The sequence below is a fragment of the Sphingosinithalassobacter tenebrarum genome (genome assembly GCF_011057975.1).
In the GTDB taxonomy this organism is placed as follows: Bacteria; Pseudomonadota; Alphaproteobacteria; order Sphingomonadales; family Sphingomonadaceae; genus Sphingomonas; species Sphingomonas tenebrarum.
Genome location: NZ_CP049109.1, coordinates 3,006,974 through 3,031,646, shown reverse-complemented (window position 1 = coordinate 3,031,646; position 24,673 = coordinate 3,006,974). Strand labels below are relative to the sequence as shown.

At 61.9% G+C, this 24,673-nt stretch carries 22 protein-coding genes and 1 tRNA gene; 19 read left to right on the top strand and 4 right to left on the bottom strand.

All coding sequences use genetic code 11. The annotated features are described in order from the left end of the window. Positions 1-7 precede the first annotated feature (7 nt). Positions 8-1,114, bottom strand: a complete 1,107-nt coding sequence (ald, locus tag G5C33_RS14920) for an alanine dehydrogenase (RefSeq protein WP_165327871.1) — start codon at positions 1,112-1,114, stop codon at positions 8-10. 85 nt (positions 1,115-1,199) lie between these two features. Here ald and G5C33_RS14915 point away from each other — a divergent pair, with 85 nt between their 5' ends. The 5 genes from G5C33_RS14915 to G5C33_RS14895 all read left to right on the top strand — a co-directional run bounded on the left by G5C33_RS14915 (position 1,200) and on the right by G5C33_RS14895 (position 5,874). Beyond that, entirely contained in the window at positions 1,200-1,721 is a 522-nt protein-coding gene (locus tag G5C33_RS14915; RefSeq protein ID WP_228275088.1) for an Lrp/AsnC family transcriptional regulator, read from the top strand. A 181-nt stretch (positions 1,722-1,902) separates the two neighbouring features. Continuing rightward, a complete protein-coding gene (locus G5C33_RS14910) occupies positions 1,903-3,792 on the top strand; it encodes a potassium transporter Kup (protein WP_228275298.1) in 1,890 nt (629 codons plus the stop codon). Further along, on the top strand, positions 3,789-4,310 hold the full coding sequence (locus tag G5C33_RS14905) for a 2'-5' RNA ligase family protein (protein ID WP_165327869.1): 522 nt from the start codon (positions 3,789-3,791) through the stop codon (positions 4,308-4,310). The genes G5C33_RS14910 and G5C33_RS14905 overlap by 4 nt, the downstream gene beginning before the upstream one ends. A 55-nt stretch (positions 4,311-4,365) precedes the next feature. After that, positions 4,366-4,442 (top strand) — tRNA-Met (locus tag G5C33_RS14900). 178 nt (positions 4,443-4,620) lie between these two features. Beyond that, positions 4,621-5,874 carry a tyrosine-type recombinase/integrase gene (locus G5C33_RS14895; RefSeq protein ID WP_066777467.1) on the top strand — a complete coding sequence of 418 codons (1,254 nt, stop codon included), beginning with the start codon at positions 4,621-4,623 and terminating at the stop codon, positions 5,872-5,874. 7 nt (positions 5,875-5,881) lie between these two features. Here the strand turns inward: G5C33_RS14895 and G5C33_RS19380 are convergent, their stop codons facing one another. Both G5C33_RS19380 and G5C33_RS14890 read right to left on the bottom strand, forming a co-directional pair. After that, entirely contained in the window at positions 5,882-6,085 is a 204-nt protein-coding gene (locus G5C33_RS19380; RefSeq protein ID WP_082922580.1) for a DUF5818 domain-containing protein, read from the bottom strand. After that, positions 6,082-6,666, bottom strand: a complete 585-nt coding sequence (locus G5C33_RS14890) for a lytic transglycosylase domain-containing protein (RefSeq protein WP_066777654.1) — start codon at positions 6,664-6,666, stop codon at positions 6,082-6,084. The genes G5C33_RS19380 and G5C33_RS14890 overlap by 4 nt, the downstream gene beginning before the upstream one ends. A 144-nt stretch (positions 6,667-6,810) precedes the next feature. Between G5C33_RS14890 and G5C33_RS14885 the strand changes: the two genes are divergently transcribed. The 11 genes from G5C33_RS14885 to G5C33_RS14835 all read left to right on the top strand — a co-directional run bounded on the left by G5C33_RS14885 (position 6,811) and on the right by G5C33_RS14835 (position 20,387). Next, positions 6,811-7,725: a DUF7146 domain-containing protein gene (locus tag G5C33_RS14885; protein ID WP_066777469.1), complete on the top strand. Its 915-nt coding sequence runs from the start codon at positions 6,811-6,813 to the stop codon at positions 7,723-7,725. Positions 7,726-7,800: 75 nt separating this feature from the next. Continuing rightward, positions 7,801-12,048: a strawberry notch family protein gene (locus G5C33_RS14880; protein WP_066777471.1), complete on the top strand. Its 4,248-nt coding sequence runs from the start codon at positions 7,801-7,803 to the stop codon at positions 12,046-12,048. A 104-nt stretch (positions 12,049-12,152) separates the two neighbouring features. Further along, a complete protein-coding gene (locus G5C33_RS14875; RefSeq protein ID WP_066777473.1) occupies positions 12,153-14,126 on the top strand; it encodes a ParB/RepB/Spo0J family partition protein in 1,974 nt (657 codons plus the stop codon). 254 nt (positions 14,127-14,380) lie between these two features. Further along, the gene (locus G5C33_RS14870; RefSeq protein ID WP_188713476.1) at positions 14,381-14,893 is read left to right on the top strand and encodes a hypothetical protein; all 513 of its coding nucleotides are present in this window, start codon (positions 14,381-14,383) and stop codon (positions 14,891-14,893) included. Positions 14,894-14,902: 9 nt separating this feature from the next. Then, positions 14,903-15,838: an ATP-dependent carboxylate-amine ligase gene (locus G5C33_RS14865; RefSeq protein ID WP_066777478.1), complete on the top strand. Its 936-nt coding sequence runs from the start codon at positions 14,903-14,905 to the stop codon at positions 15,836-15,838. Beyond that, positions 15,835-16,662 carry a hypothetical protein gene (locus tag G5C33_RS14860; protein WP_066777484.1) on the top strand — a complete coding sequence of 276 codons (828 nt, stop codon included), beginning with the start codon at positions 15,835-15,837 and terminating at the stop codon, positions 16,660-16,662. The genes G5C33_RS14865 and G5C33_RS14860 overlap by 4 nt, the downstream gene beginning before the upstream one ends. A 184-nt stretch (positions 16,663-16,846) precedes the next feature. Beyond that, the gene (locus tag G5C33_RS14855; protein WP_066777487.1) at positions 16,847-17,776 is read left to right on the top strand and encodes an ArdC family protein; all 930 of its coding nucleotides are present in this window, start codon (positions 16,847-16,849) and stop codon (positions 17,774-17,776) included. 11 nt (positions 17,777-17,787) lie between these two features. Further along, a complete protein-coding gene (locus tag G5C33_RS14850; RefSeq protein WP_066777490.1) occupies positions 17,788-18,228 on the top strand; it encodes a hypothetical protein in 441 nt (146 codons plus the stop codon). A gap of 218 nt (positions 18,229-18,446) precedes the next feature. Beyond that, positions 18,447-19,382 carry a DUF2493 domain-containing protein gene (locus G5C33_RS14845; protein ID WP_066777495.1) on the top strand — a complete coding sequence of 312 codons (936 nt, stop codon included), beginning with the start codon at positions 18,447-18,449 and terminating at the stop codon, positions 19,380-19,382. 69 nt (positions 19,383-19,451) lie between these two features. Beyond that, entirely contained in the window at positions 19,452-19,721 is a 270-nt protein-coding gene (locus G5C33_RS14840; protein ID WP_066777497.1) for a hypothetical protein, read from the top strand. Positions 19,722-19,988: 267 nt separating this feature from the next. Next, a complete protein-coding gene (locus G5C33_RS14835) occupies positions 19,989-20,387 on the top strand; it encodes a single-stranded DNA-binding protein (protein WP_066777499.1) in 399 nt (132 codons plus the stop codon). Positions 20,388-20,453: 66 nt separating this feature from the next. Here G5C33_RS14835 and G5C33_RS14830 read toward each other — a convergent pair whose 3' ends face one another. Then, the gene (locus G5C33_RS14830) at positions 20,454-20,759 is read right to left on the bottom strand and encodes a DUF6437 family protein (RefSeq protein ID WP_228275087.1); all 306 of its coding nucleotides are present in this window, start codon (positions 20,757-20,759) and stop codon (positions 20,454-20,456) included. A gap of 304 nt (positions 20,760-21,063) precedes the next feature. On the opposite strand from G5C33_RS14830, the gene G5C33_RS14825 reads away from it, so the two are divergent. From G5C33_RS14825 to G5C33_RS14815, 3 genes are all read left to right on the top strand, one after another. Next, a complete protein-coding gene (locus tag G5C33_RS14825; RefSeq protein WP_066777505.1) occupies positions 21,064-21,285 on the top strand; it encodes a hypothetical protein in 222 nt (73 codons plus the stop codon). A 707-nt stretch (positions 21,286-21,992) separates the two neighbouring features. After that, entirely contained in the window at positions 21,993-22,301 is a 309-nt protein-coding gene (locus tag G5C33_RS14820) for a hypothetical protein (RefSeq protein WP_228275086.1), read from the top strand. After that, positions 22,291-24,630 (top strand): type IV secretion system DNA-binding domain-containing protein, encoded by a 2,340-nt coding sequence (locus tag G5C33_RS14815; RefSeq protein ID WP_066777521.1) that lies wholly within the window; start codon positions 22,291-22,293, stop codon positions 24,628-24,630. Before G5C33_RS14820 ends, G5C33_RS14815 begins: the two co-directional genes overlap by 11 nt. Positions 24,631-24,673: the final 43 nt, after the last annotated feature.

Here is a 24,673-nt window from a genome sequence, read left to right as displayed (position 1 = left end):
GGGACGATCAGCGCGACCAGGGTTCGAAAGGAAGGTTGAGTGCTTCGGCGACTGCCTGGTGGCGAACCTTCCCTTCGGAAACATTGAGACCATTGGCGAGATGCGAGTCGTCGGCCATCGCCTGCGCCGCGCCCTTGTTGGCGATCGCCAGCACAAAGGGCAAAGTCGCATTGTTGAGAGCGAACGCAGAAGTGCGCGCCACTGCGCCAGGCATGTTCGCCACGCAATAATGCGTCACGCCGTCGATTTCGTAGACCGGATCGTCATGCGTGGTCGGATGCGAGGTTTCGAAACAGCCGCCCTGATCGATCGCGATGTCGACGAGCACGCTGCCGCGCTTCATCGTCTTCAGCATCTCGCGCGTCACCAGCTTGGGTGCGGCGGCGCCGGGCACCAGCACCGCGCCGATCACCAGATGCGCGCGCGCCACAGCGGCTTCGACGGCGGACTTACTGGCATAGGCAGTCTTGATCTGGCTGCCGAAATGCATGTCGAGTTCGGCAAGACGATCATTGTTGATGTCGTAAATCGTCACGTCGGCACGAAGCCCCGTCGCCATCTGCGCGGCGTTGATGCCGGCCACGCCGCCGCCGAGGATCGCAACGCGCGCCGGCGCCACTCCCGGCACGCCGCCGAGCAGCACGCCGCGCCCGCCGGGTTCCTTTTCCAGATAATGCGCGCCGACCTGCACCGACATGCGGCCGGCGACTTCGCTCATCGGCTTGAGCAGCGGCAGATTGCGCGTCGGCGAGGTTACCGTTTCATAAGCGATGCACGTCGCCCCCGACTTGATCAGGCCATCGGTAAGCGCCGGTTCGGCGGCGAGGTGCAGATAGGTGAACAGCGTGTGGCGCGGCTCGATCAGCGGCACTTCCTGCGGCTGCGGCTCCTTCACCTTCACGATCATGTCGGCCGCGGCGAACACCGCGGGCGCATCGGGCAGGATCTGCGCGCCTACCGCGACATAGTCGGCGTCCTCGAAATCGATGCCGCCGCCGGCGCCCGATTCCATCAGCACTTCATGACCAGCGGCAACCAGTTCGGCAACCGACGGGGGAGTCAGGCCGACACGATATTCGTGGTTCTTGATTTCCCGCGGAACACCGATGCGCATCGCCACTCTCCCCTTCCGTTCAATCGGGCGAAAATAGAGCGATTCAACGGACGAGTCCTTGCAAAGTTGCATCGCCGAAACGGCTGTGACACATGGATTTACCGCTTATGACGATAATTGCAGCGAATTGATGCAGATAGATCGGATCGACCGGAAAATCCTGAAGCTGCTGGCAAATGATGCCCGCGCTTCCGTCACCGACATCGCGACGCGGGCCGGGCTGTCGCAATCGGCCTGTACGCGGCGCATCCAGGCGCTTGAGGCGGCGGGCCAGCTCCTCGGCTATGGCGCGCATCTCGGCCATCGCCGACTCGGGTTCAAGGTGACGGCGCTGGTCGACATCACGCTGGGCACGCAGATCGAAGAGGATCTTGCCCAGTTCGAGCGTGCGGTGGGGCAGATCGACGGCGTTGTCGAATGCGTCCTCGTTTCGGGAGGCCAGGATTATCGCCTCAAGCTCCTGTGTCGCGATCTCGACGATTATGAGCGGTTGCATCGTGAGCATCTGGGGCGCCTTCCCGGAGTCGTGACCATCAACAGCAGTTTCGTTCTGCGATCCGTGCCGACTCGAAGCGAGGCCGATGCGCTGTTCGGATCGCGCGAGTGACGCAGTTCCGTGCTTTTCCCGGGTCAATCTTCGGAACGTTGCGGTGCAACAGGGGCCGTGCTAACGCCGCGCGTCCCGAGACGAGAAGAAGCCGGTCGCACATGACCAAGTCGTATTTCCAATCGGCCCGATCGCGCCGCCCGTGACCGAGAACGAGGGCCAGCCCGGGGCGGCTGCCGAGATCACGACCGAAGACCATGAAGGCCATGCGCATGCGCAGGGACTGTGGAAACTTGCGGTCGCCGCAGTCGGAGTCGTGTTCGGCGATATCGGCACCAGTCCGCTCTACGCATTTCGCGAGACTTTTGACGGGCATCATCCGCTCGCACTCGACACATTGCACATCATGGGCGTCATCAGCCTGATGTTCTGGTCGATGATGATCGTCGTGACGCTCAAATATGTCTCGGTCATCATGCGCGCGGACAACAAGGGCGAGGGCGGCAGCCTGGCGCTGCTCGCGCTGATTTCGGGGCGCACTGCGCAAAAGCGCTGGACGCGCGGCATCATCCTGCTCGGCGTCTTCGCCACCGCGCTTTTCTATGGCGACAGCATGATCACGCCGGCCGTGTCGGTGCTGGGCGCAGTCGAAGGGCTTTCGGTCGCATCGCCCGCCTTCGCCGACTGGGTCATTCCCTTGTCGGTGATGATCCTGGTCGGCCTGTTTGCGATCCAGCGGACCGGTACGGCGCGCGTCGGCGCCTTTTTCGGCCCGGTGATGCTGCTCTATTTCCTCGTCATCGCCACGCTCGGCGTGGTGAGCGTGTTCCAGACGCCGCAGATCCTCGCTGCCTTCTCGCCGCATTATGCGGTGCTGTTCTTTGTCGAGGACCCGCTGCCGGCCTTTCTCGCCCTCGGTTCGGTCGTCCTCGCAGTGACCGGCGCCGAAGCGCTCTATGCCGATATGGGCCATTTCGGCCGCAATCCGATCCGGGTTTCGTGGTTGTTCTTCGTCCTGCCGGCGCTGATGTGCAATTATATGGGCCAGGGCGCGCTGCTGATCCGGGACGGGATGATCGCGCTCGAAAGCCCCTTCTACATGCTTGCTCCCGCCGCGCTGCAGCTGCCGCTGGTCGGCATTGCGACGGCGGCAGCCATCATCGCGTCGCAAGCGGTGATTTCGGGCGCCTTCTCTGTAACGCAACAGGCGATCCAGCTCGGTTTCATGCCGCGCCTGCGTATCGATCATACCAGCGCCGCGACGGCGGGTCAGATCTATATCCCGCTGATCAACTGGCTGCTGATGACGATGGTGCTGCTGCTCGTCCTGACATTCCGTAGTTCGTCGAACCTGACTTCGGCCTATGGCATCGCGGTCACCGGCGCGATGCTGATCGACACCTGTCTGCTGGCAGTGGTTCTGTTCGTGCTGTGGGGATGGAAGAAGCGCTATGCGATTCCGCTGCTGGCGATCTTCTTCGTGGTCGACGGCGCCTATTTCGCCGCGAACCTGACCAAGGTCCCCGACGGCGGCTGGTTCCCGCTGCTGGTCGGGCTGATAGTGTTCATCCTGCTGACCACCTGGTCCAAGGGGCGCAAGCTGATGATGGGCCGGTTGCGCGAAAGCGCGATGCCGGTGAAGATCTTTATCGAAAGCGCCGCAAATTCGGCCAGCCGCGTGCCGGGGACCGCGGTGTTCATGACATCGACACCCGAAGGCGTGCCGCACGCGCTGCTCCATAACCTCAAACACAACAAGGTACTGCACGAGCGCGTCATCCTGCTGACCGTCAAGATCAGCGATTCGCCTTTCGTTTCCGACAGGAAACGGGTGCAGAGCGAGGATCTGGGCAAGGGCTTTCACCGCATGGTGATCCGGTACGGATTCATGCAGGACGCCGACGTGCCCGCCGCGCTCAAGCAGGTGCGCAGCTGCGGCGAGCCGTTCAAGATGATGGACACCAGCTTCTTCCTCGCCCGGCAGACGCTGCTGCCATCGGCCAAGCCGGGCATGATGGTCTGGCGCGAAAAGATATTCGCCTGGATGCTGCGCAACGCCGAAAGCGCGATGGAATTCTTCAAGCTGCCAACCAACCGGGTGGTCGAGCTGGGTAGCCAGGTCGAGATTTGAGCGAGGAGGGGGCCGGACCCGCGCCGCTGATCGTGACGGCGCTGTTCGGGCCGGAGGACTTCGCCTGGCTCGACGGGCTGCGACGGCGCCACTTTCCGCCCGAGCGCAATCTGGTGCCCGCGCATTGCACATTGTTTCATCATCTCCCTCCCGGCCTCGGTCGTGAGCTCAAACAGCGGCTTTCTGCCGCGACGCGCGGTATCGATCCGCCCCGGGCGCGAATCGGCGGAGTGATCGACATCGGCCGCGGCGTTGCCTTCCGAATCGAATCGCCCGAGCTCGAGGCGATACGCGATGACCTCGCCGACGCCTTCGCTCCGCTGCTTACGCCTCAGGACAGCGCCGGATGGCGCCCCCACATCACGATCCAGAACAAGGTCGACCGCACCACAGCCCGCGCATTGCTGGCGCGAATGCAGGCTGAATTCGAGCCGTGCCCGCTGCGGATCACCGGGCTCGCCAGCTGGTGGTATCGCGGCGGTCCCTGGGAGCAGCATTCGCGACACATGTTCGCTTGACCCCCGCGCGCGCGCGACTTATGTGGCGCGCTCGCTTCGACGCGAAGCCCCTTGGGGCGGAGTAGCTCAGCTGGTTAGAGCAGCGGAATCATAATCCGCGTGTCGGGGGTTCAAGTCCCTCCTCCGCTACCAATCTCGAATCCGCATGGGTTCGCTTGCTTCCGCATGCATCCGTAAAACTCAATTAAAACAGAATGATGTGAGTGATTCGCGTCCGCCTGCGTGCGCATGCATTCGCTTGAAGCCGGATTTGGTGTGGGGGTATTTTGGGGGTATTTTCCGGGGGTAGCGAAAAGGAGCGATACCCCCAATGGCCTTGAGTGAGATTCAGATCAAAAAAGCGAAGGCGGCTGAGCGTCCATACAAGCTTGCGGATGGGGAGGGATTATTCCTCCTCGTGCAAAAGAACGGCTCGAAGCTCTGGCGGCTGAAATACCGGTACCACGGGAAAGAGAAGCTGCTTTCTTTCGGTGCCTACCCCGAAGTCGGAATAGCGGCCGCAAGAGAACTCAAGAGAGCTGCCAAGGGTGTGCTGGCCGAAGGCAGGGACCCGATGGTTCACAAACCGGGTCGGGACTTCGAAGAGGCTAAGACCTTCAGGGCGATTGCCACCATGTGGCATGAGAACAGAGCAAGTAGTCTCAATCCCGCCCATGCGAAGCGCGTGTGGTCGCGGATGGAGCAGGACGTGCTTCCTGTCTTAGGCGAGCTCATGATGCATGAGATAACTCCACCAGAAGTCCTGAAGGTCATTCGGAAGATCGAGGAGCGCGGCGCGCTCGACATCAGTCGACGGGCCAAGCAATGTATTGGTCAGGTATTCCAGTTCGCGATTGCCAGCGGACTTTGCGATTCCGATCCAACGGCGCATCTTCGGGGGGCTTTGAAGCCACGTCCTCGGGTCAAGCATATGGCGAAGCTGCCTCTGGCACAGCTACCCGAACTCATCATCAAGATGGAGCGATACCAGGAAGAGGGTGAGAGACGATCCGAAATTACGCGGGCGGCATTGACCTTTGCTCTTCTTACATGGGTCCGGACCAAGGAACTCCGGTTCGCCAAGAAGCACGAGTTTGAAGGTCTAGTCGGAGATTCACCAGTTTGGCGCATTGGCGCTGATCGGATGAAAATGGGCCGCGAGCATATCGTGCCTTTGTCGCGACAAGCCGCTTCTCTTGCTCAAGATATGATCAGCAAGTCCGAAGGCGAATACGTCTTTCCAGGCCAGAAGCCCAAGATGCCGCTTTCCGAGAATACGATGATCTATGGCCTCTATCGGCTCGGTTACCACGGGCGACAAACTGTTCACGGCTTCAGGGGTCTGGCGAGCACCTGGGCGAATGAGCAGCTGGTCGAGGTCGGCGAACCACCGATGTGGATCCGCAGATATCATGAAGACTGGGTCGAACTGCAATTGGCACACAGCGAAGAGAACGAAGTTCGCGGAGCATACAATGCTGCCGAATATCTCGCTCCTCGGCGTGCAATGCTGCAGGATTGGGCAGACTTCCTCGATTCCATCGGCGGCAAAGCGCGAAACATTGCAGTTTTGAGAGCCGCGTGACCTGCTCCTAGGCGGGCACCTGCCCCAGCCATTCGACGCGAAGGCGGTCGAACCCGACAACGATACCCTCTGCGGTAACCTCAAATCCAAAGTCTTCGTTTGAGGGTTCGTAGTCTTCGAGAACCCAATGATCTCCGGCAACGGTTACAATTACAGCTCCCCGAGGAAGGTGCTCGAGCCGTCCGCTGATCCTTTTCCGATTCGTAGTCATATCGAACTGTATGCCATCCATCGGTCGATAACGCTCTTCACATATCCAGGTGTTTCCCGATTTGTCGGTATCCCGCCGGCTCGCGACACAGCGCCGGGTCCAGCATTGTATGCGGCCAGCGCGAGATGGATCGCACCGAAGCGCTCTAGCATCTGCTTCAGATACCGCGCGCCGCCATCGATGTTCTCAGCCGGATCGTGGCGATTGCTGACACCAAGTTCTCTTGCCGTTCCCGGCATGAGTTGAGCGAGCCCAGCGGCGCCAGCCGGACTGATTGCCATCGGGTTGAACCGCGATTCCTGCCAAATCAGGGCCTGAAGCAGTCGAGGCGGCAATTGATATCGCGCTTCAGCTTGCCGGATGAGTGGCTCATACAAGGCTTCCTTGAAGCTTCTATCGATATAAGCTGTGCTGCCGTCTGGCTTGCCCAAGTAGATTGCAGTTGGGTTGAAAGCGCGCCCTTCGTCGGTTGTAACCTCAACTCTGCTGAGGTCATGGTCGAATACCTGAAACTCCTGCGCGCGCGCGGATCCCGAAATCGCAATCGCGAGCGCACCGCAACCGCAAGCCACTAGAGACATTCGCATTGAATTACCTTTCACCTTGCCTCGATCCGCAAGAGAACATAAATAGAACGCGTGGGTGTAGGAAAACGTTTTTTGCAAGTTTAGCCGAGAGAAGAGGGGGTCTTCTGGAGGGGGCAATTGTGAGGCTATGGAGCTGGTATGCCCGTTTCGAATTCAACCCTGTCACGTCATTCGCTCGAGGACACCGCCCGAAGGATCTGTGAAAGCCGAGGGGGCAAATGGTCAGGCACAAAGGGGATGGCCTGCTGCCCCGCACACGAAGACCGCACACCTTCGCTCGGCGTGACGCTCGGCCGAAAGGCTATTCTCTTCCATTGTTTTGCGGGCTGCGATCAGCAGAGCGTGCTTTCCGCTCTGGCCCGCGAAGGTTTCGAGGTGGCCAGGTTTTTCTCGGGTTCTTCGGCCGAGGATCAGCTCGAGCCAACCAGGGTGCGCAAACCCTCGGCAGCAGCGTTGAGGATCTGGCACGAAGCGGAACCATTGGGTGGCAGTCCGGCGAAGGCCTACCTTGAGAGCCGCGGCATCCTGGCCGCATCTTCAGCTCTTCGCTTTCATCCGCAAACGCCGCTCGGGCCGAAAGGACGAACCCGATTTCTTCCCGCTATGATTGCGGCGGTCAGCCTCGACGAGGGGCCGATCGCGATCCACCGCACGTTTTTGTCCACCGAGGCTTCAACCAAGGCCACCTTCGACAAGCCAAAGCGCGCGCTTGGCTCGCTCGGTGAAGCTGCTGTCCGTCTTTTTGCTCCGGTTTCCGGGAAGCTCGGCCTTGCCGAGGGGATCGAGAGCGCGTTGTCAGCCTATGCGCTCACCGGCATTCCCGTTTGGGCGACCCTTGGGAATGAGCGTTTCGGTCTCGTAAGCATTCCCGAGAGTGTGACCGAGCTTCATCTGTTCGTCGATCATGATGCTGGCGGCGAGCTGGCCGCCTCGCGTGGCCTCGGAGCCTACGCGCAGGAAGGGCGGACGATCCAAGTCCGCAAGCCACATCCAAGCGATACCGACTGGAACGATGAACTCATAGCATGGCTGCGCCGCAAAGCGGCGCGTTAGAGGAGAGAGGGCTTCTCGATTTCCTGATCCGGCAGAGGGCGTGTCCCGATGCCCTCATCAGGAGGACGAATTGCCATGTTCCAGTCAGACTTTTTCCCAGACCGTCAAACATCAAGCACGGTTCCGCTCGCTTTCGCAATCGGTGAACAAATTGCCCGGCGACTTGCGGATGGATGCCACCTCACTCGACCTGACATTTCCGGCCTGTTCGCCAAAGACACCGGCGCCCTGGACTGGGGAAGCGCCTGGACCATCGATGACTACAACAACGCGACCGAGATCGGCGCAATGCTGTGGCTACGGGAATCTTCACGCATCGATCTGGCGACAAGCGTGCATGAAGCAGAAGCGCGTTTCGACTGGCTCGAGGCTGCCTTGCCGCCGCGGCACGTGCGCAGCGAAGCACAGGTCGAGCTCCAACAGTTCTCGACCCCGCCGATGCTGGCCTGGCTGATGGCGAAGGCCGCAGCCGTCTCTGCGCAAGACACGCTCCTCGAACCGTCCGCAGGCAATGGCGCTCTTTCTCTCTGGGGCAGCGTCCAGAACGCCTCATTGGTCCTCAACGAGATCGATCCGGCAAGACGAGACGGCCTGGGCCACATCTTCCCTTCGACCACGATCACCGCGCATGACGGGGAACTGATCGCGGACCTGCTTCGCGGTCCTGCACCATCGGTCGTGCTGATGAACCCGCCGTTCGCCCGCAGCCAGGAGCGCGGCAAGGACGGCGATACAGCCCAGCGCCACCTGCGAAGCGCGATCCGGTCTGCCGCCGTTGGAGCGAGGATTGTCGCCATCATGCCCGAAGGCTTCGAGGCCTCCTCCTTCGCCGAGGCTCAGGAGGAAGCATCGCTGCTCCTCGATGTCCGGTTGCAGCAGATGTTTCGCCGGACCGGAACGGGCATCGCTGTTCGTCTGGTCGTGATCGACAAGGTGCCGACTGCGTCCGCGCCAGTTATCGCTGGAGATACATGCGACCTGATCGCGCTCGGCGAACTTGTTACCGAGCTTCCGCCACGTGCGCAAATTTCCGCCAGCCTCCATCGCCTCCCAGTCAGCAAGCCAGTGCGCCTCGTTGGCAAGACCTCAACGCATCGCGCGCCGGTGCGTCCTGTGGCGCCTTTCGCAGCGACACCAGCAGCCACAGCGAATGCGACCAATCTTGCCTATTCGGTCCTAGCCGAACCTGCGCCTGTACCCGAACAGACCGGCATCTACCTGCCCTACCGGCCGAGTCGTATCGCGTTCGAGGATGCGCCGGTCCATCCCACCCCGCTTGTGGAATCGGTCGCCATGGGTTCGGTCGCGGCGCCCCAGCCGGACGTTAGCCCGCGCCTTCCCGCAGGTTGGCAGGCCGACGGCCTTCTGTCCGAAGCGCAGTGCGAGACACTGGTCTACGCTGCGCAGGCATTCGCGCGCAACCTGCCGGGCCAGTTCAAAGTCAGTCAGGAAGCCACCGCGCTGGAATTGTCCGAGGACGGCCAAGCCTACCGTCAGGGCTTTTTCCTCGGCGACGGGACCGGTGCGGGCAAGGGGCGGCAGATCGCAGCGGTGATCATGGATCGCTGGCTTGCAGGCGAGCGGCGTCATATCTGGATCACCAAGAACGAGGCGCTGCTCGAAGACGCACGCCGCGACTGGGAAGCGCTCGGCGGGCTGCCGCTCGATCTCCAGCCACTCTCGCGCTGGAAACTTGGGTCTGGCGTGACGATGTCCGAAGGCATTCTCTTCGTCACCTATCCGACGCTGCGCTCGGGACGCGCCGAAGATACGCGCCTTGACCAGATCCTTGCCTGGGCGGGCGAGGATTACGATGGCGTGATCGCTTTCGACGAAGCCCACGCCATGGCCAATGCGCTCGGGGGCTCTTCAGCCCGCGGCAAGGTCAAGGGCTCCGAACAAGGGATGGCGGGCCTCAGGCTGCAGAACCATCTCCCGCGCGCCCGCGTGCTCTACGCGTCTGCCACTGGCGCTTCGGATATCGCCAACCTCGGTTACACTTCCCGCCTTGGCCTGTGGGGACCCGAGACCGCTTTCCCGACCCACGAGGCGTTCATGACCGAAATCCGCGCTGGCGGCGTCGCGGCGATGGAGCTCGTCGCCCGTGATCTCAAGGCCCAGGGCCTCTATCTTGCCCGTGCGCTGTCCTTCGCCGGGGTCGAGTACGAGATCCTCGAACACAGCCTGACCGAAGCGCAGATAAAAATCTATGATGCCTATGCCGATGCCTGGGCGATCATTCACCGCAACCTCGAAGCAGCGCTCGAAGCAACCCGCGTGATCGACGAGGACAGCGGCGACACGCTCAACCGCAATGCCAAGGCTGCGGCGCTATCGATCTTCGAAGGCACCAAGCAGCGCTTCTTTGCCCAGCTCTTGCTTTCGATGAAACTGCCGAGCCTGATCCCCGCGATGGAAGCGGCGCTTGGAGAGGACCATTCGGTTGTGGTGCAGCTGGTCTCGACCGCCGAGGCCATGCTCGACCGGCGCCTTGCCGACCTTACCGTGGAAGAACGCGAAGCTCTCGATATCGATCTGTCCCCGCGTGAATATGTCATCGACTACCTCGCCAAGAGCTTCCCGGTACGATTGATGCAGGTCTTCGCCGACGAGGATGGCAATCTTCGCTCCGAGGCAATGAGCGACGAGGAGGGCAATCCCGTTTTCTGCCCGCGCGCCATCGCCGCGCGCGATGCGCTGATCGAGCAGCTCTGCGCGCTGCCGCCCATCGCGACAGCGCTCGATGCGATCATCGAGCATTTCGGGACCGAGGCCGTCGCCGAGGTGACGGGCCGGACCCGCAGGCTTGTCCTGGGCCGCGATGGTGAGCAGCGCCTCGAACGGCGTAGCCCCAGCGCCAATGTCGCCGAAGCCCAAAACTTCATGGAAGGGACCAAGCGCATCCTGGTTTTCTCGGATGCGGGCGGCACGGGGCGTTCCTATCATGCCGACTTGGGCGCCAGGAACCAGCAGCGCCGGGTTCACTTCCTGCTTGAACCGGGATGGCGCGCCGACAACGCCATCCAGGGTCTTGGTCGCACGAACCGCACCAATCAGGCCTCGGCCCCGCTGTTTAGGCCGGTCACCACCGACGTGAAGGGCGAACGCCGCTTCATCTCGACCATTGCGCGCAGGCTTGATGCACTGGGCGCGCTTACGCGCGGTCAGCGCCAGACCGGCGGTCAGAACCTGTTCGACCCGGCAGACAATCTCGAAAGCGACTATGCGCGCGACGCGCTCAGCCGCTGGTTCCAGCTGCTCTATGACGGCAAGCTTGAAGCCACCACCTTCGGCAACTTCGTCGAACGCACCGGCCTCCGGCTTGAAAGCCCCGATGGCGGACTGACCGATAATCTCCCGACGATCCAGCGCTGGCTCAACCGCATTCTCGCCCTGCCGATTGCGCTCCAGAACGCCATATTCGACGAATATCTCGGGCTGGTAGAGGCGCGGATAGAAGCCGCGCGCGAGGCCGGAACGCTCGACCAGGGACTGGAAACCGTGAGGATCGATCGCTTCTCAGTCCTCGCCGACGAACTCTTGCGCACCGATCCTGTGACCGGTGCCGAGACCCGCCTCGTCTCGCTCGAAGTGATGAGGCAACTTAGGCCTCTGCGATTGCAACGCCTGGTGCGGATGCACGAGATCGGCAGCCCGCACGCGATCCCGATGCGCAATGCACGCTCAGGCAAGGTCGCGCTGTCGGTTCCTGCCCGGCGCCTCATCGCCGACGACGGGGCAGTGATCGAACGCCGACGCCTTTTGCGCCCGCTCAACTCCGCGAACTGGACAATCGAGGCACTCGCTGAAAGCCACTGGGAAGATATTGGCGTCACCGCATTCACGAGGGCCTGGCGTGCCGAGGAAGAGCAAGCGGCCAAGTCACCGGTGACCGAGCGCGTGCATCTCGCCACCGGACTGTTGCTTCCGGTCTGGAAGCGCCTGCCAGGCGATCATGTCCGCGTCACCCGGCTCGTTGCCGAGGACGGTCAGTCGATCATCGGCCGCGAAGTGCTCGATATCGATCTCGCTGCGATCGCTGAGACCTTTGGCCTCTCCGGAGTTACCGGTCCGGCGCCGGACCAGATCGGTGAGCTCGTCATCGCCAGAGGCAAGCCGCTGGGCCTCGCAAGCCACGATGCCTTGACCGTCAAGCGATCGCTGGTCGGCGGCGAACAGCGCCTTGAACTGACCGGATTCTCGCCCGATCGCCTCGACTGGTACAAGGGCAAGGGCTGCTTCACCGAGATCATCCGCTACCGCACGCGGCTGTTCGTCCCGGTGTCGAGAGCCTCATCGGTCCTCCCCGCGCTTGCCGCCTGATCCCTCGGGCAGACCCCAATCTCAGAATGAGAGTGGAGGGAGCCCTTTGGGCTTTTGGGCCTCGTGATCCTCACCTGCGCCTTCATTCCATCAGGAGAACACCCATGATCCAGTCGATCCCCTTGAAGAAGCTTGCGGCGAGCCCGCGCAACGTCCGCAAGTCGAGCGACCTGCTGGCCGACCTCCAGCTGCGGGCAGACATTGCTGCGCGCGGTCTGCTGCAGAACCTTGTCGTGCGCAAAGGAAAGCGCGGCAAGTTCGAAGTCGAGGCCGGCGGTCGCCGTCTCGCCGCGCTGCAGGCGCTGGCCGAAGAGGGCACCTTGCCCGAAAGCCATGAGGTCACCTGCCTCGTCATCGAAGGCGAGGAAAGCGAGGTGCGCGAAGCCGGCCTTGCCGAGAACTTCCAGCGTCTAGCGATGAACCCGGCCGACGAGGCGCAGGCCTTCGCTTCCATCATTGAGGCAGGGGCTACCACGGAAGACGTGGCGCGCCGCTTCGGCCTCACCGTCCGTTTCGTCGAGGGCCGCCTGCGCCTGGCAGGTCTTGCACCTTGTGTCTTCGAAGCTCTCGCTGAAGGCGCGATCACGCTCGACATGGCAAAGGCCTATGGGGCGATCTCAGACATCGAGCGTCAGGCGCATGTCTATGCTGAACTGCAAGATGCCTGGTACCAGGTCACGCCAGACACGATCCGCCGCATGGTGCTCGATGCCACTGTTCGTGGCTCCGATCCGCGCGCGGTTCTGGTCGGGCGCGATGCGTACCTCGCTGCAGGTGGCCGGATCGAACGTGAACTCTTCGACGACGAAGCCAGCGAAAGCTGGATCGATGTCGCGCTGCTCGAAGACCTTGCCCAAAAAGCGATGGATGATGCTGCGAAAAGGGTCGCTGAAGAACACGGACTTGCCTGGGTGCGACCGACGCTTGGGAACTATGTCAGCCACGATCTCGTCGAAGGCCTCAATCGGCTCCCATGCGAACCGGCTCCGCTAACCGAAGAGGAGGCCCGCGAGCTCAGCGACCTTGAAGCCGACTACGACCGGACGGCGGCCATCCTCGAAGATGAGGACAGCGACGAAAGCGAGGTCGCCAAAGCGGAAGAAGAACTTGTCTCGATCGACCGCGCCATGCGCGCTCTCAATGACCGGCCGCCAGTGCTCGCCGACGAACTGAAATCCGAGGCCGGTGCCTTCCTCGTCCTCTCGCGCAATGGCGAGCCGACCTTGGTCCCACAATTCTACACCGAGACCGAGGTCATCGCTGACGAAGGTGTGGTCGAGGCCATTGAAGAGAACGGTCCGGCGAAGCCCACGGGAAGCTCGTTGTCGCAGCGCCTGCTCGACGAGCTCGCGATGCAACGCCGCGATATCCTGGCCATCCATCTGGCCAACGATCCGGCACTGGCGCTCGACTTCATGGTCTTCACGCTTGCCGATGCCGATGGGCATGATTGGCGCGCCAGGAAAGCGTCGACGCTTGTCGGATCGGTAGCGTCCGGCCCGGTCACCGGGTTTGAGGCCAAGGATGCGCCGGCGAGTGCTGCTCTGGCCAAATTCGCGGGGTCGCTCGATGAAAGCTGGCGTGCTGGCGAGAGCGATGTCGAGCGGTTTGCCAGGTTCCGGGCACTTTCCGACGAGGCGCGCTCGGCATGGCTTGGTCATGTCGTCTCGCGCACACTCGTTGCCAGCCTGTCCTGCGGAGGCGAGCGTTCGGTGCCGATGCACGAGGCGCTCGGCTCGCTCCTCGAAATCGAGACCGCGCATTGGTGGCGTCCCACGGCGAACAACTACTTCGACCGGGTGGCTAAGGCCCGCACGCTCGAGGCGCTCGATGCCGCCGGCGGTCCCGAACTGGTCAGTCGCTATGCAGCCTCCAAGAAGGCCGAACTGGCGAGCGCTGCCGAGCGCATCTTCTCCGGCAACTTCATCGGAGAGGCTGAGATTAAAGAACGGGCACAGGCCTGGGTGCCGACATTTATGCGTTTTGCCGGTTCCGAAGAAGTCGAATTGGCCGACCACGAAGGAGGCGAGGCGGTCAACGCCGAAGAAACTGACGAGATTGCCGAGCAGGCTGCCTGACCCCTCCTGACAGGTCCAGGTCACTCGGCAGGCGGTCCGTCCCAATCGGGACGGGCCGCCCTTTCATGTCAGATATCGGTTCGATAGATGACCACTCCCGCTAGATGATCAGACGCCAAAAGCAGGAGATAAATGTGCCGCTGTATTGATTTTTTTGGCTTCTAGAGAAAGGGTGTAGCGATCACGAGAACCACGATCGCCACCACATGTGCGGAGCGATACAAGCACCTGACAAGAAGGGAACGAAAGCAGGAATGACGACGAATACCCTGACGCGACGAGCTGAGCCATTCCTAATGGGGTTCGCCACTGAGCGAAGTGGGGAAGTCGAGGAGTTGCGCGGTCGTTACAGCGACCGTCGCCAGATGTGGGTCGTCGAGGCCGAGGGCGTCGAGATCCCGATCGTCGAGGCCGGGGCAACGATGTTAGGCCAGACCCACACTAAGACCATGACCCAAGTAGAGGCGGACGACGACGACCAAGCGCGCGGCGTCTTGGGAGAGACGTCGACCACAACCCGCGTGCGGCAGGAGACGGACGACCAAGACCATGACATGATGGCGTTCGGAGGGACAAGGACATTGACCGAGGTACAGCAAGAGGCCGACGACCAAGACCAGAGCTTGGCCCCGATGGCGGAGACCTCTACGCTGACCAAGGTTAGGCAGGAGGCGGACGATCAAGATGCATCGCTTGCACTCCCTGAGCTGCAGACAAAGACCGATGTCCAGCAAGAGACTGACGACCAAGCTGGAATGTTGATCTGAACGGCCCCGATGACCGTCCTTCTGGCCACCAACAGGCGCGACGTGACTACGGATTTCATAGCCCTTGAGCTTGAGCGTAGGGCCGTGGTGTTCCACAGGCTCAACACTGAGGACATGCTTGAATACCGCGTCTTACTGCCGAACGGTGATCCATCCTGTATGCGCCTCGTCAATCGAACACGCGAACTTGAACTCAGCGAGGTGACCGGCGCCTATTACCGCCGCCCCCTTCCGCCGGAAATCCCCCATAATGCGCCGTCAACCGCTGCCTATATGCAGGCGGAATGGTCAGCCATACTAAGGAGCGTGTGGAACGCGCTCGAAGGGCGGTGGCTCAATTGTCCCTTTGCGATACTGCGAGCTGAGGACAAACCAAGACAGCTTGCCGTTGCACGCGCGGAAGGGCTGCAGGTTCCGCGGACTCTGATTACAAACGATGCTGAGCATGCGAAGAACTTCTTGGCGGACGGTGCAATCGTGGCGAAGCCGCTACGCCATGCACTCATCGAAGACGGGGGCGCCGGCAAAGTCGTTTTCACCTCGCGAATCGAACAGGACAACGGGCTGACTGGAATCGAAAGCGCACCGGTGATCCTGCAGAGTGAGGTACCCAAGCGTGCGGATGTGCGCGTTATAGTCGTCGACGACCAAGTGTTCGCGACCATGATCGAATCGCAGGCGCACGAAGAAACAAGTGTCGACTGGCGCAAGGGCGTGCGGACGGACTTGGAGCATCGCGCTTTCACTCTGCCTCACGAGGTCGAAAAGGCCTGCGTCGCAGTTACGCGTTCTCTCGATCTGCGGTACTCTGCGATTGATCTCGTCGAAGATCCTGACGGCACTTTCTGGTTCCTCGAGGCTAATCCAAACGGCCAATGGGCTTGGATTGAGCAACGCACCGGCGCTCGGATCGCAGAAGCTATCGTTTCGGGCCTGGTACGATGAATCTCCGCGACTTCCTGTTCCCCTATGCCGAGCCTCTGTCGGACGCTGAGAACAAAGCACAGAACGAAGGCCTCGCCAACGATATCGCCGCCATCGAGTCTGCCAAGTTCAACAACGATCCCGCCCGCGCGCTTGCGGAGGCCCAACGCGTGGCCGATGCCGAGACCGCTAGGGTCCGCACTGCTGAAACAAAGGCTACGACCTATCTCGCCGTTCTCGCGGCGCTGGTCCCTCTTATCATCGCGTTCCAGGCGGCGACTTGGGAGGAACGAGCTGGTCCGGCCCCGACTTGGTTGAAACTGCTCGTCCTGAGCGTGGCCACGATCTACTTGGCGGCTGCGGGATACCACGCGTTCCGAACATTGCAGGTTTCGGGCTTCGAGCGGGTCGTGGAAGGAGAGATCGCGGCTGCTTGGAGCACGCGTCAACCGCTCCGCAGGCTGACACGCAGCACACTGCTCGCTTCCCGCCGGTCGAGAAACGCAGTCAACCGGAAGGTCACCTGCATCAAGGTTACCCACGAACATCTCATCCGCGCATTCGCGGCGTTCGTGCTCCTGCTCGCGCTCGACCCAATCTTCTATGCAGTTGATTGGACGATTGACGATGTCGACGGGTCGCTCAAAGATACTCCGACGGCCGCAGCAACAATTGCTGCCGAAGCCACCGGAGAGGTCTCTGGTGAAAGTAGAGAAGCGTTGCCGGAAGACGACCATCCGGTGGTCGGCTCTTCGGACACGTCTTCCACTGGGCCTCCTGAGGCACCGCTAGCACAACCGGACTCAGATGCCGGCGGACCTCCAAGGGGCGTTCGAAAGGACTGAACGCAGTATTGATGGGTGAGGTGCTTCCGTCAGGCTGAGGCCCCGACATATGCTGTTAGGATCAGCCTCCTTCATCACGACCATTCCAAATTTGGGCGCAAAGGCGCCATCAAGTGCTAGAGCAGAGGGAGCTTTGCTCTTCCTGAACCGGGGCATGCCCGTCCCGGCGTTCAGGAGAACTCCCATGACCAAGTCCCGCCGCACTGCCTCTGCTTCGCCAGCCCAGCGCATCACCGCCGCCATTATCGAAAAGCTCGAACAGGGCACTAAGCCCTGGGTCAAGCCATGGCGCGGTGTGCCGGTCTCCCGGCCCTTGCGCTCCTGCGGGACGCCCTATCGCGGCATGAACACCTTCTGGTTGTGGATGGTGGCCGATGGCTGCGGCTACGCATCGCCCTACTGGATGACCTATCGCCAATGTCAGGCGCTCGGGGGTCAGGTCCGCAAGGGCGAAAAGTCGACCATCGCAATCTTCTACAAGAGCTACACCAAGGAGGTTGAGAACGCCGAAGGCGAGGCCGACACCGAGAACCGGCGCGTGCTCAAGGCCTATGCCGTGTTCAATGCCGATCAGTGCGATGGCCTCCCCACATTCTATCACCCCAAACCATTGGTTGCCGCGCTTGAGCCCGAAGGACGCGAAGAGCGGCTTGATACCTTTTTCGCCGAGATCGGCGCTGACCTGCGCCATCATGGCGCCCAGGCCTATTACGAGCCGCTGCGCGACCGCGTCACCATGCCGCCGGCCGAGCTATTCGAAGCTTATGACCACTATTACGCGACGCTCTCGCACGAGCTGTCGCACTGGACGGGGCATTCCTCGCGGCTCGACCGCGATCTCAAGAACCGCTTCGGAAGCGACGCCTATGCTGCCGAGGAACTGATCGCCGAACTTTCCTCGGCCATTCTCGGGGCAGAACTGGGTCTTCCCGTTACCCATCTCGACCATCACGCCAGCTACATCGCGTCCTGGCTCAAGATCCTCAAATCGGACGAGCGCGCGATCCTGACGGCTGCAGCAAAGGCCGAGGAAGCGGCAAGCCTGTTGCTCGAACTGGGTGGCCAGCAATCTAACGAAGGCGAGACCGACATCGATCTCGCTGATGCAGCCTGAGGAGCAGTGCGATGGGACGTTCCGTCAGCTATCCAACCGGCTCCGTGGTTGCCTTTCGCCTGCTTGATGACGGCGAAGACGACGATGTCGACTGGGCCTACGAGTGCCTTGTCGACGAGGTCATCGATACCACAAAGGCGACCTTTCCTTCATTCGAGCGCTTCGAGGGATGGCGCGGCCGCGAGGACCGTATCCTCCTGCGCAACGCCTTCGCCGAATGCGGCATATCGACCTATTGCGGGCTCGCGGCGATCTGGCTCGCCGAACGCGATGATGCCCGGTACTGGGAGGCCGATTTCTACATCCCACGAGCGGCGAGGGCACGGCACTGGCTCGACCAGGTGTCGGCAAGGTTCATCGAATTGTTCGGTGAGCTGCGCATGGTCGGTCGGTTCTCGAATGGCGAAGCGATCTTCGAGCGCTCCCGATCCACCTGTGACACCGGGGCCTGATCCTGCCTCGTCCCAGTCCGCCGGGAGAGGCCCTTGGCCGGTCGGGGCGCGCCGCAACCTGCGGCCCGTCGGCCCGTGTTGCCCGCGCCAGCCTAGGGCCGCAGGTTTCCCGCTGCGCGGTGCGTCACGCCCCTTCTCCCGGCCCTGATCGGGCTCCGGCGGACAGGGCCGAGGCAATGGTGCCTCCTTTCCTTGTCCCCGCGATCAGGAGACACCCCATGTACGACAGCTTCATCGACCAGTTGAGCGGCCTTGACCTTTCAGGCCTCAGCATCAGGCCAGCTCCCTTCAACGAAACCGACTTTCCCTGCGAGGACGCGATCGAGCACACCCTCGCTGCAGTCTGGTCCGATCTTTTCGCGATGTTTTCCGACACGGCCCTGGAGGCCGATGCCGAGGACATTGCATGGGGCGTGGTCAATCTCTTTCACCGTGCCGCCAGCCGGAAGTCCGCTCAGCTTGACCGGGCGAGCGACGAGATCCGGGTCCTCCTCGCATCAGCCGATGGCTCCGAAGTGCATTCGAGCAATCTGGAAGAGCAGGTCGAGCGCGCGCAGGCTGCCGAAGCCAGCATGCTGGCCTTCGAACAGATGCGCGAGGCTGCGGCAGCACTCTATCGCGACGAGACCGGTTCCTCGTGGAAGCCCGTTTCCGGCTCGCGCACGAGCCATTCGCGCCACCTTACCTCGGCTGTGATCGATGCCCGCGATTTCCTCCGCGCGCGTGCCGAGAACCGGCGTCATGCCCTGATCCCGGAAGGAACTCCAATCGTCTTTGCCGGTGGTCGTCAGACCTTCGAGAGCGCCGAGGACGCGCGCGTTTATGCCGACAATATCTGGGCAACGCTGGACAAGGTTCGCGATGCGGTTCCCGATCTCTTCCTGGTCCATGGCGGCGACGGCAAGGGTGCCGATCGCCTGGCCGCCAGCTGGGCCGAACGCCGCGAAGTCCAGCAGCTGACTTATTCGCTCGATCGTCGTCTCGGTGCCCGCGCCGGGTTCAAGCGCAACGAGCAGATGCTTTCGCTGGGTCCGCGTTACGTCGTCGCCTTTCCGGGCAATGGTGTAACCGAACGGCTTGTCATCGATGCCAAGGCGCGCCGTATCACCGTCGTCGATCGTCGCGGCCTCTTGGGTACCTCTCCAGGGGCCTGAGGGCCCTTCGTCATCCATATCTGAATTGCCTGGATGTGCATTCGGCGCCGACCCTACTATGGACCGGTCATGCAACTTGACGATCTGCTGCAGCGCTACTTTGCCACCACCGACCTCTCCGGGGTTTCTCCCGACACCTTTGCAGCCGGCATTGAGCATTGCCGGGTCGATCTCGGCCTTGAGAAGGACCGGGGCAAGCGCTTTGCGCTGTGGTCGTTCCTGCACATGTTCGGGTCCGCCCCCGATCTCGATGTGGCGTTCGAAAGCGAGGAAGACCGGGAGGCAGCCCGCAACTTCATGGATCTTCTGGCGGCATCGGAGGGCGATGGGGTAAGTTGATTGCAGCTCGGTCTTGGCACCTTCAGACCCGCACCTGATACCCATCCGGCTTTCTTCGCGAACAGTCCTGAACCAGGTCAGCTGAGGAGCCGCAACCCGTTCCTTTCCGGCCGTGTTGGCAGCTGCGCTGCCTGCCCGCACCACCCGTCATGAACAGGTTTCCCTTGGAGCTTTGCTCCTGCGGTGCAGTCCTCCCATGCCCTGCTTCTTTCAGATGTTCGCAAGCCGGAGATGGTCTCCGGTTTGAGGAACTGAAGGAATACAACCATGACCAATATCGCAATCCTCACCGGCCGCATCGCTCGCGATCCCGACACCCGCGAGACCAAGGGCGGCACCAATGTCACCGGGATCACCGTCGTCACCGATCGCCCTGCGCGCGACAAGGACGGCAAGACCTACAAGGACGAGAACGGCTACACCGCCAAGGAAAGCGAGTTCCACCGCGTGACCTGCTTCAACGGCCTCGCCAAGACCGTCGGCCAGTACTGCTCCAAGGGCCAACTGGTATCGGTCCAGGGCCGCATCCACTACACCCAGTGGGAGGACAAGGACGGCGTCACGCGCTACGGCACCGAGATCCTCGCCGACAAGGTCGACTTCCTCTCCCGCGGTAACGGCTCGAGTGACGACAACGACAACACCGACGCTCCCGAGATCGACTGAACTCTCCCGTCGGCCTCCCTCCTGAAGGGGTCCTGTCCTACCGGACAGGGCCCCTTCTTGCTGTTCCTACTCTCCCGATGACTGTTCGGTGCGAGAAGATGAGCGAGCCGGTGGAAGCAGCCTCTGCAGAGACGCCTCTTCGCCCAGCTTTCCAAGCTCTCCGGCAACTCTTGCGAGCGCCTTCTTCGAGAAGGTCTCAAGTCCCGTGCCTAGGATGATGCGGCCCAGTTCAAGGGCGGCTTGCTCCTCAAGTTGCTTCTGGCGCTCGGCGAGTGCCAGTCGGTCGGCTTCGAGTTTCCGGAGTGCTGCGACAGCGCTTCGTTTGGTTGGCATCGGGGTTCCTTTCCTGCACCCCTCGGTGGATCCTCCCATCGATCAACATGCACCCGGGCACAGCCTGTAGGAAAGTCCAATCGCGCAGGTCGTCCCTTGCACTACGTAATGGAGCGGGGGAGGGGGCTGGCTCACCGAATTCCAAGGGTGATGGGCATGGGGCCGGCGCGTCAAGGACGGCGGGGCCCCACCATTTTGCCTCCCCTGCGCTTTGCTCTGGTCCGACAAAATCGTTGCCCCCACCGCCGCTTCGCGGTCGCCCTCGGGGCGATCCCTGACCCGCCGGCCCCATGCCCCTCCGCCTGTTTCCTGTCGTCTCAGCGACAGGTTTCAGGAGGATATCATGACTACAGTCAGCACCTTGGACATGAACGCGCACAGCTATTTCGAAGCGCTTGCAGTTGCCGAAAGGCGCGCCCAGCACAGTTTCTTCGACCAGCACGTGGTGGAAGATGAAGACCTGGGCTATTTCGCCCTGGACGAGGGTGACTACAACGCACTGCCTGCGCACCTCGCCAGCCGCGTGGTGCACACGGTCCATGGGGCCATGCTGGACGAATACTGACGACCATACGAGGGCAGGAGCCGGTGACGGTTCCTGCCCTTTTTTCGTGTTTGCTTTTCCTGGAGCGGGTCGAAAAGCGGAGCGGAGCGGGGCTGGGGTCGCGCTCGGTCCCGCCCCGCCTTCGGCGGTGCTCCTGCGGGCGCGGCCATTTTTGTTCTGGGCCCCGCGCGCACTCCCGAGCGGCAGCGGGCCGGACCGGCGCGGTGACGCGGGAACCGACAGGCCCCGGTCCCGGGCACCGCACGCGCTCCTTTGCCGCAGCCTTTGCGGGGGTGCGGACCTTGTGCGTGGTATTCATTCAAACGCAGATCAGGCTCAATAACGGTCGCGAACTGGATGCTCGCGCCTCCGAGGGCTCAGTTGGAAAATGCCTTCGAGAAAGGAGCGACCATGATCACTGGATCTCGCCGCGCAATGGGGAACAGAATTGGCACACCGTACGCAGCGGGTGCTGCAATGCAAGGCGTGGAATTGCTTCGCGAATTCACGAAAATTCGCCGATACCATCTTCCGTGCCGGATGCGGCCCAGTTGCTCGCTCGTCCGTGCCGAGTCGGCACAGATCCGTTTAATCTGCTGAAAAGCTGTGTGAATTTTCCGTTTTCCTACACCCCATGCTGCGGCCTAGAGTGGCACTTGCCTTTCGAAGGGTGAGCCAGGTTCTTTGAACACAAGGAACTTGGAAAAATGCAAAGACACCACCGGTTCGTGACCTATGTCACGCCCCTGATCGCCGAATGGATCAGGAAACAAGCCGACGAGCGCAGGGTCAGCGCGAGTATCGTTGTTTGCGATTGCATCTTCGATGCCTGGCAGCGCGCGACCGAAGCTGATCTGAGGACGCCGGCGACCGATCCGGTGCGCCAGAACATCTTCATCACGGTCGCATTGGATGCGCTGCTTACGCATCATCCCGACAGCACACTGCGCGACAGAACGGTCGCAGCCTACCAGCGCCGGCTGGAGCGCCTCGGTATCGTTGCACCCCGACCCATGGGAGGCGATGATGAAGCATAATCTCGTCAACTTCACCCGCGGCAGCCAGCTCCTCGGGCATTTCGGCTTCATGTTTGCCGCGGGCCTCAAGGGACCCCTGATCGTGACACTCCTGGTCGTTCTCGGGCTGGTCTATTGGGACGTAAGCAGCGCGCTAGATGACTACCAGGTCTACCTCCTGTGGATGCATGCCTATGCCTCTGGCTATGCCTTCATGGAGTTCGATCCGGACAAGCTTGTGAACCTCAAGCTGGCCGATGGTAGCCTCGTCGCATTTCCCATTTCCGTGGTCACCGATTACCCGCCGATGCGCGAAGCGGTCGCGCTTTTCCGGAGTGCGGTGATCAGCGCCTTGTGGCTTGCAGGGTTCATTCTTGCGCCGCTCTGCGCGCTTTTCTGGTGGGTTGCCGAACGCTTCGGCGAGAAGTCGAAACAAAAGAAGCATGTGCGCGGAGCCGAGCTCGCTACCTTGCGCGACCTTAGCCGCGAGATCGCTGCGCACAACCGCGATGCCCGTTCCCGCGAATATGGCGATGCTTTGGGCTGGCGCTGGCGTCTGGCCGGGTCGGCTTCGCTGCGGAATGCGGGCTTCTATTCACCCGCGCATCTCGCTGGTGTCAGCTGGCCATGGCGGCTTGAGCAGAGTCATGCGATGCTTGTTGGCACAACCGGGACAGGCAAGACCGTTGTCCTAACTGAACTCACCAGGGAGATCCGCGAACGGGGCGAACGCGCGGTCATTTTCGACCTTACCGGGGCCTTTGTCGAAACCTTCTACGATCCCGAGCGCGATGTTATCCTCAACCCGCTCGACGCGCGCTGTCCCGCCTGGAGCGTCTTCAACGATTGCTCCACGCGTGCCGAATTTCATGCCGCAGCAGAGTCGCTCGTCCCGCATGATGGGGGCGGCGCCGAACAGTTCTGGGTGCTCGCCGCGCGCACGCTGTTCGTCGAGACCTGTCTAAAGCTCGCCGAAGCAGGGCGGGGCACCAACGCCGCGCTGGCCCACGAACTCATGAACGCCGATCTCTCCGATCTGCACCGTCTCGTCGAAGATACCATGGCCGGTCCCATCAGCACGCCGAGCGCGGCGCGCATGGCGGAATCGGTGCGTGCAGTGTTCAATGTCAATGCCAAGGCGCTCCAGATGCTGCCCGAAGACGGGAAGCCCTTTTCGGTCCGCGAGTGGATCAATGGGGCAGGAGGACCGGGCTCGATCCTGTTCCTGTCTGCCCGCTACATCGACATGAGCGTGCTCTCGCAGTTGCTCACGCTGTGGCTCGATACCGCGATCAATACGCTGATGGCGGGCCAGCGCTCGCGGGACATCAGGCTCTGGTTCCTGATCGACGAACTGGGCGCCCTGCATCGTCTCCCTTCACTCGAAAAGGGCCTCCAGACCGCGCGCAATTTCGGGGGCGCGATCGTCACCGGGATTCATGCCTTTGCCAAGCTCAAGGATGTCTACGGTGAGAACATGGCGATGACCCTCTCCTCGCTTGCCCGCACCAAGCTGATCCTTGGCACAGCAGATCGCGAGACCGCCACCTGGTGTTCCGATATCATCGGCCACCGCGAGGTTCGCGAGATGGAGGAAGGTTACAGCTACGGCTACAACAATGCGCGTGACGCGGTGAGCCTGACGCCCCGGCGCCAGGTCGTTCCGTTGCTGCTTCCTGACGAGCTGATGAAGCTCAAGAACCTTCATGGTTTCATCAAGTTTCCCGAAGGATTTCCGGCGGCACCCGTGGTTCTCGCACCGCGCAACTGGCCTCGGGTAGCCGAAGGCTTCATTCCCCGCGATATGCCGAAGCCACCGCCGCAGACCCGGCACTCTGATGGTAAAGATGGAGCAGGGGGCGGTGCCGGAGCAGCCTCTGAAACAGGCGACAATGATGGTGATCCTCGCCGGATGAGGGACGCGCACGATCGCTCCGACAGCGCTGAAAAGAAAGCCGACAAGGAAGACAAAAAAGAACTGCGCCGGACCCGTCGCAGCAACAAGGGCGATCAGGCTCGACCGGACCAGACAAGCAAGCGTCGCGATCCGAATGCGCGAGGGAAAAAGGCGACATCGGACCCTCAGCGGCCGGCTCAATCCGAACTCCCTCTGTCTTCGAAAGCTGAGGAGCACCGCGGCATGGAGCAACGGGCTGTGCCTTCCGCCAGATCCGATATTCCCGATCCCGCAGCGCATCAGCGAGCACAGGTCGCGCGCGGCAAGGCCGACCAGAGGCTCCAGGAAGAGCAGCAGAAGTCGCTGCTTGGCGGTGCAGCGAAGCAGGGTCGCGATGCCGATCAGGGGCAGGACCATGGTCACGATTACGGGGACTTCGATCCGGATATGTGACGCTCAACCGGGGAGGGGACGAGGGCCAAGAGAAAGTGATCCC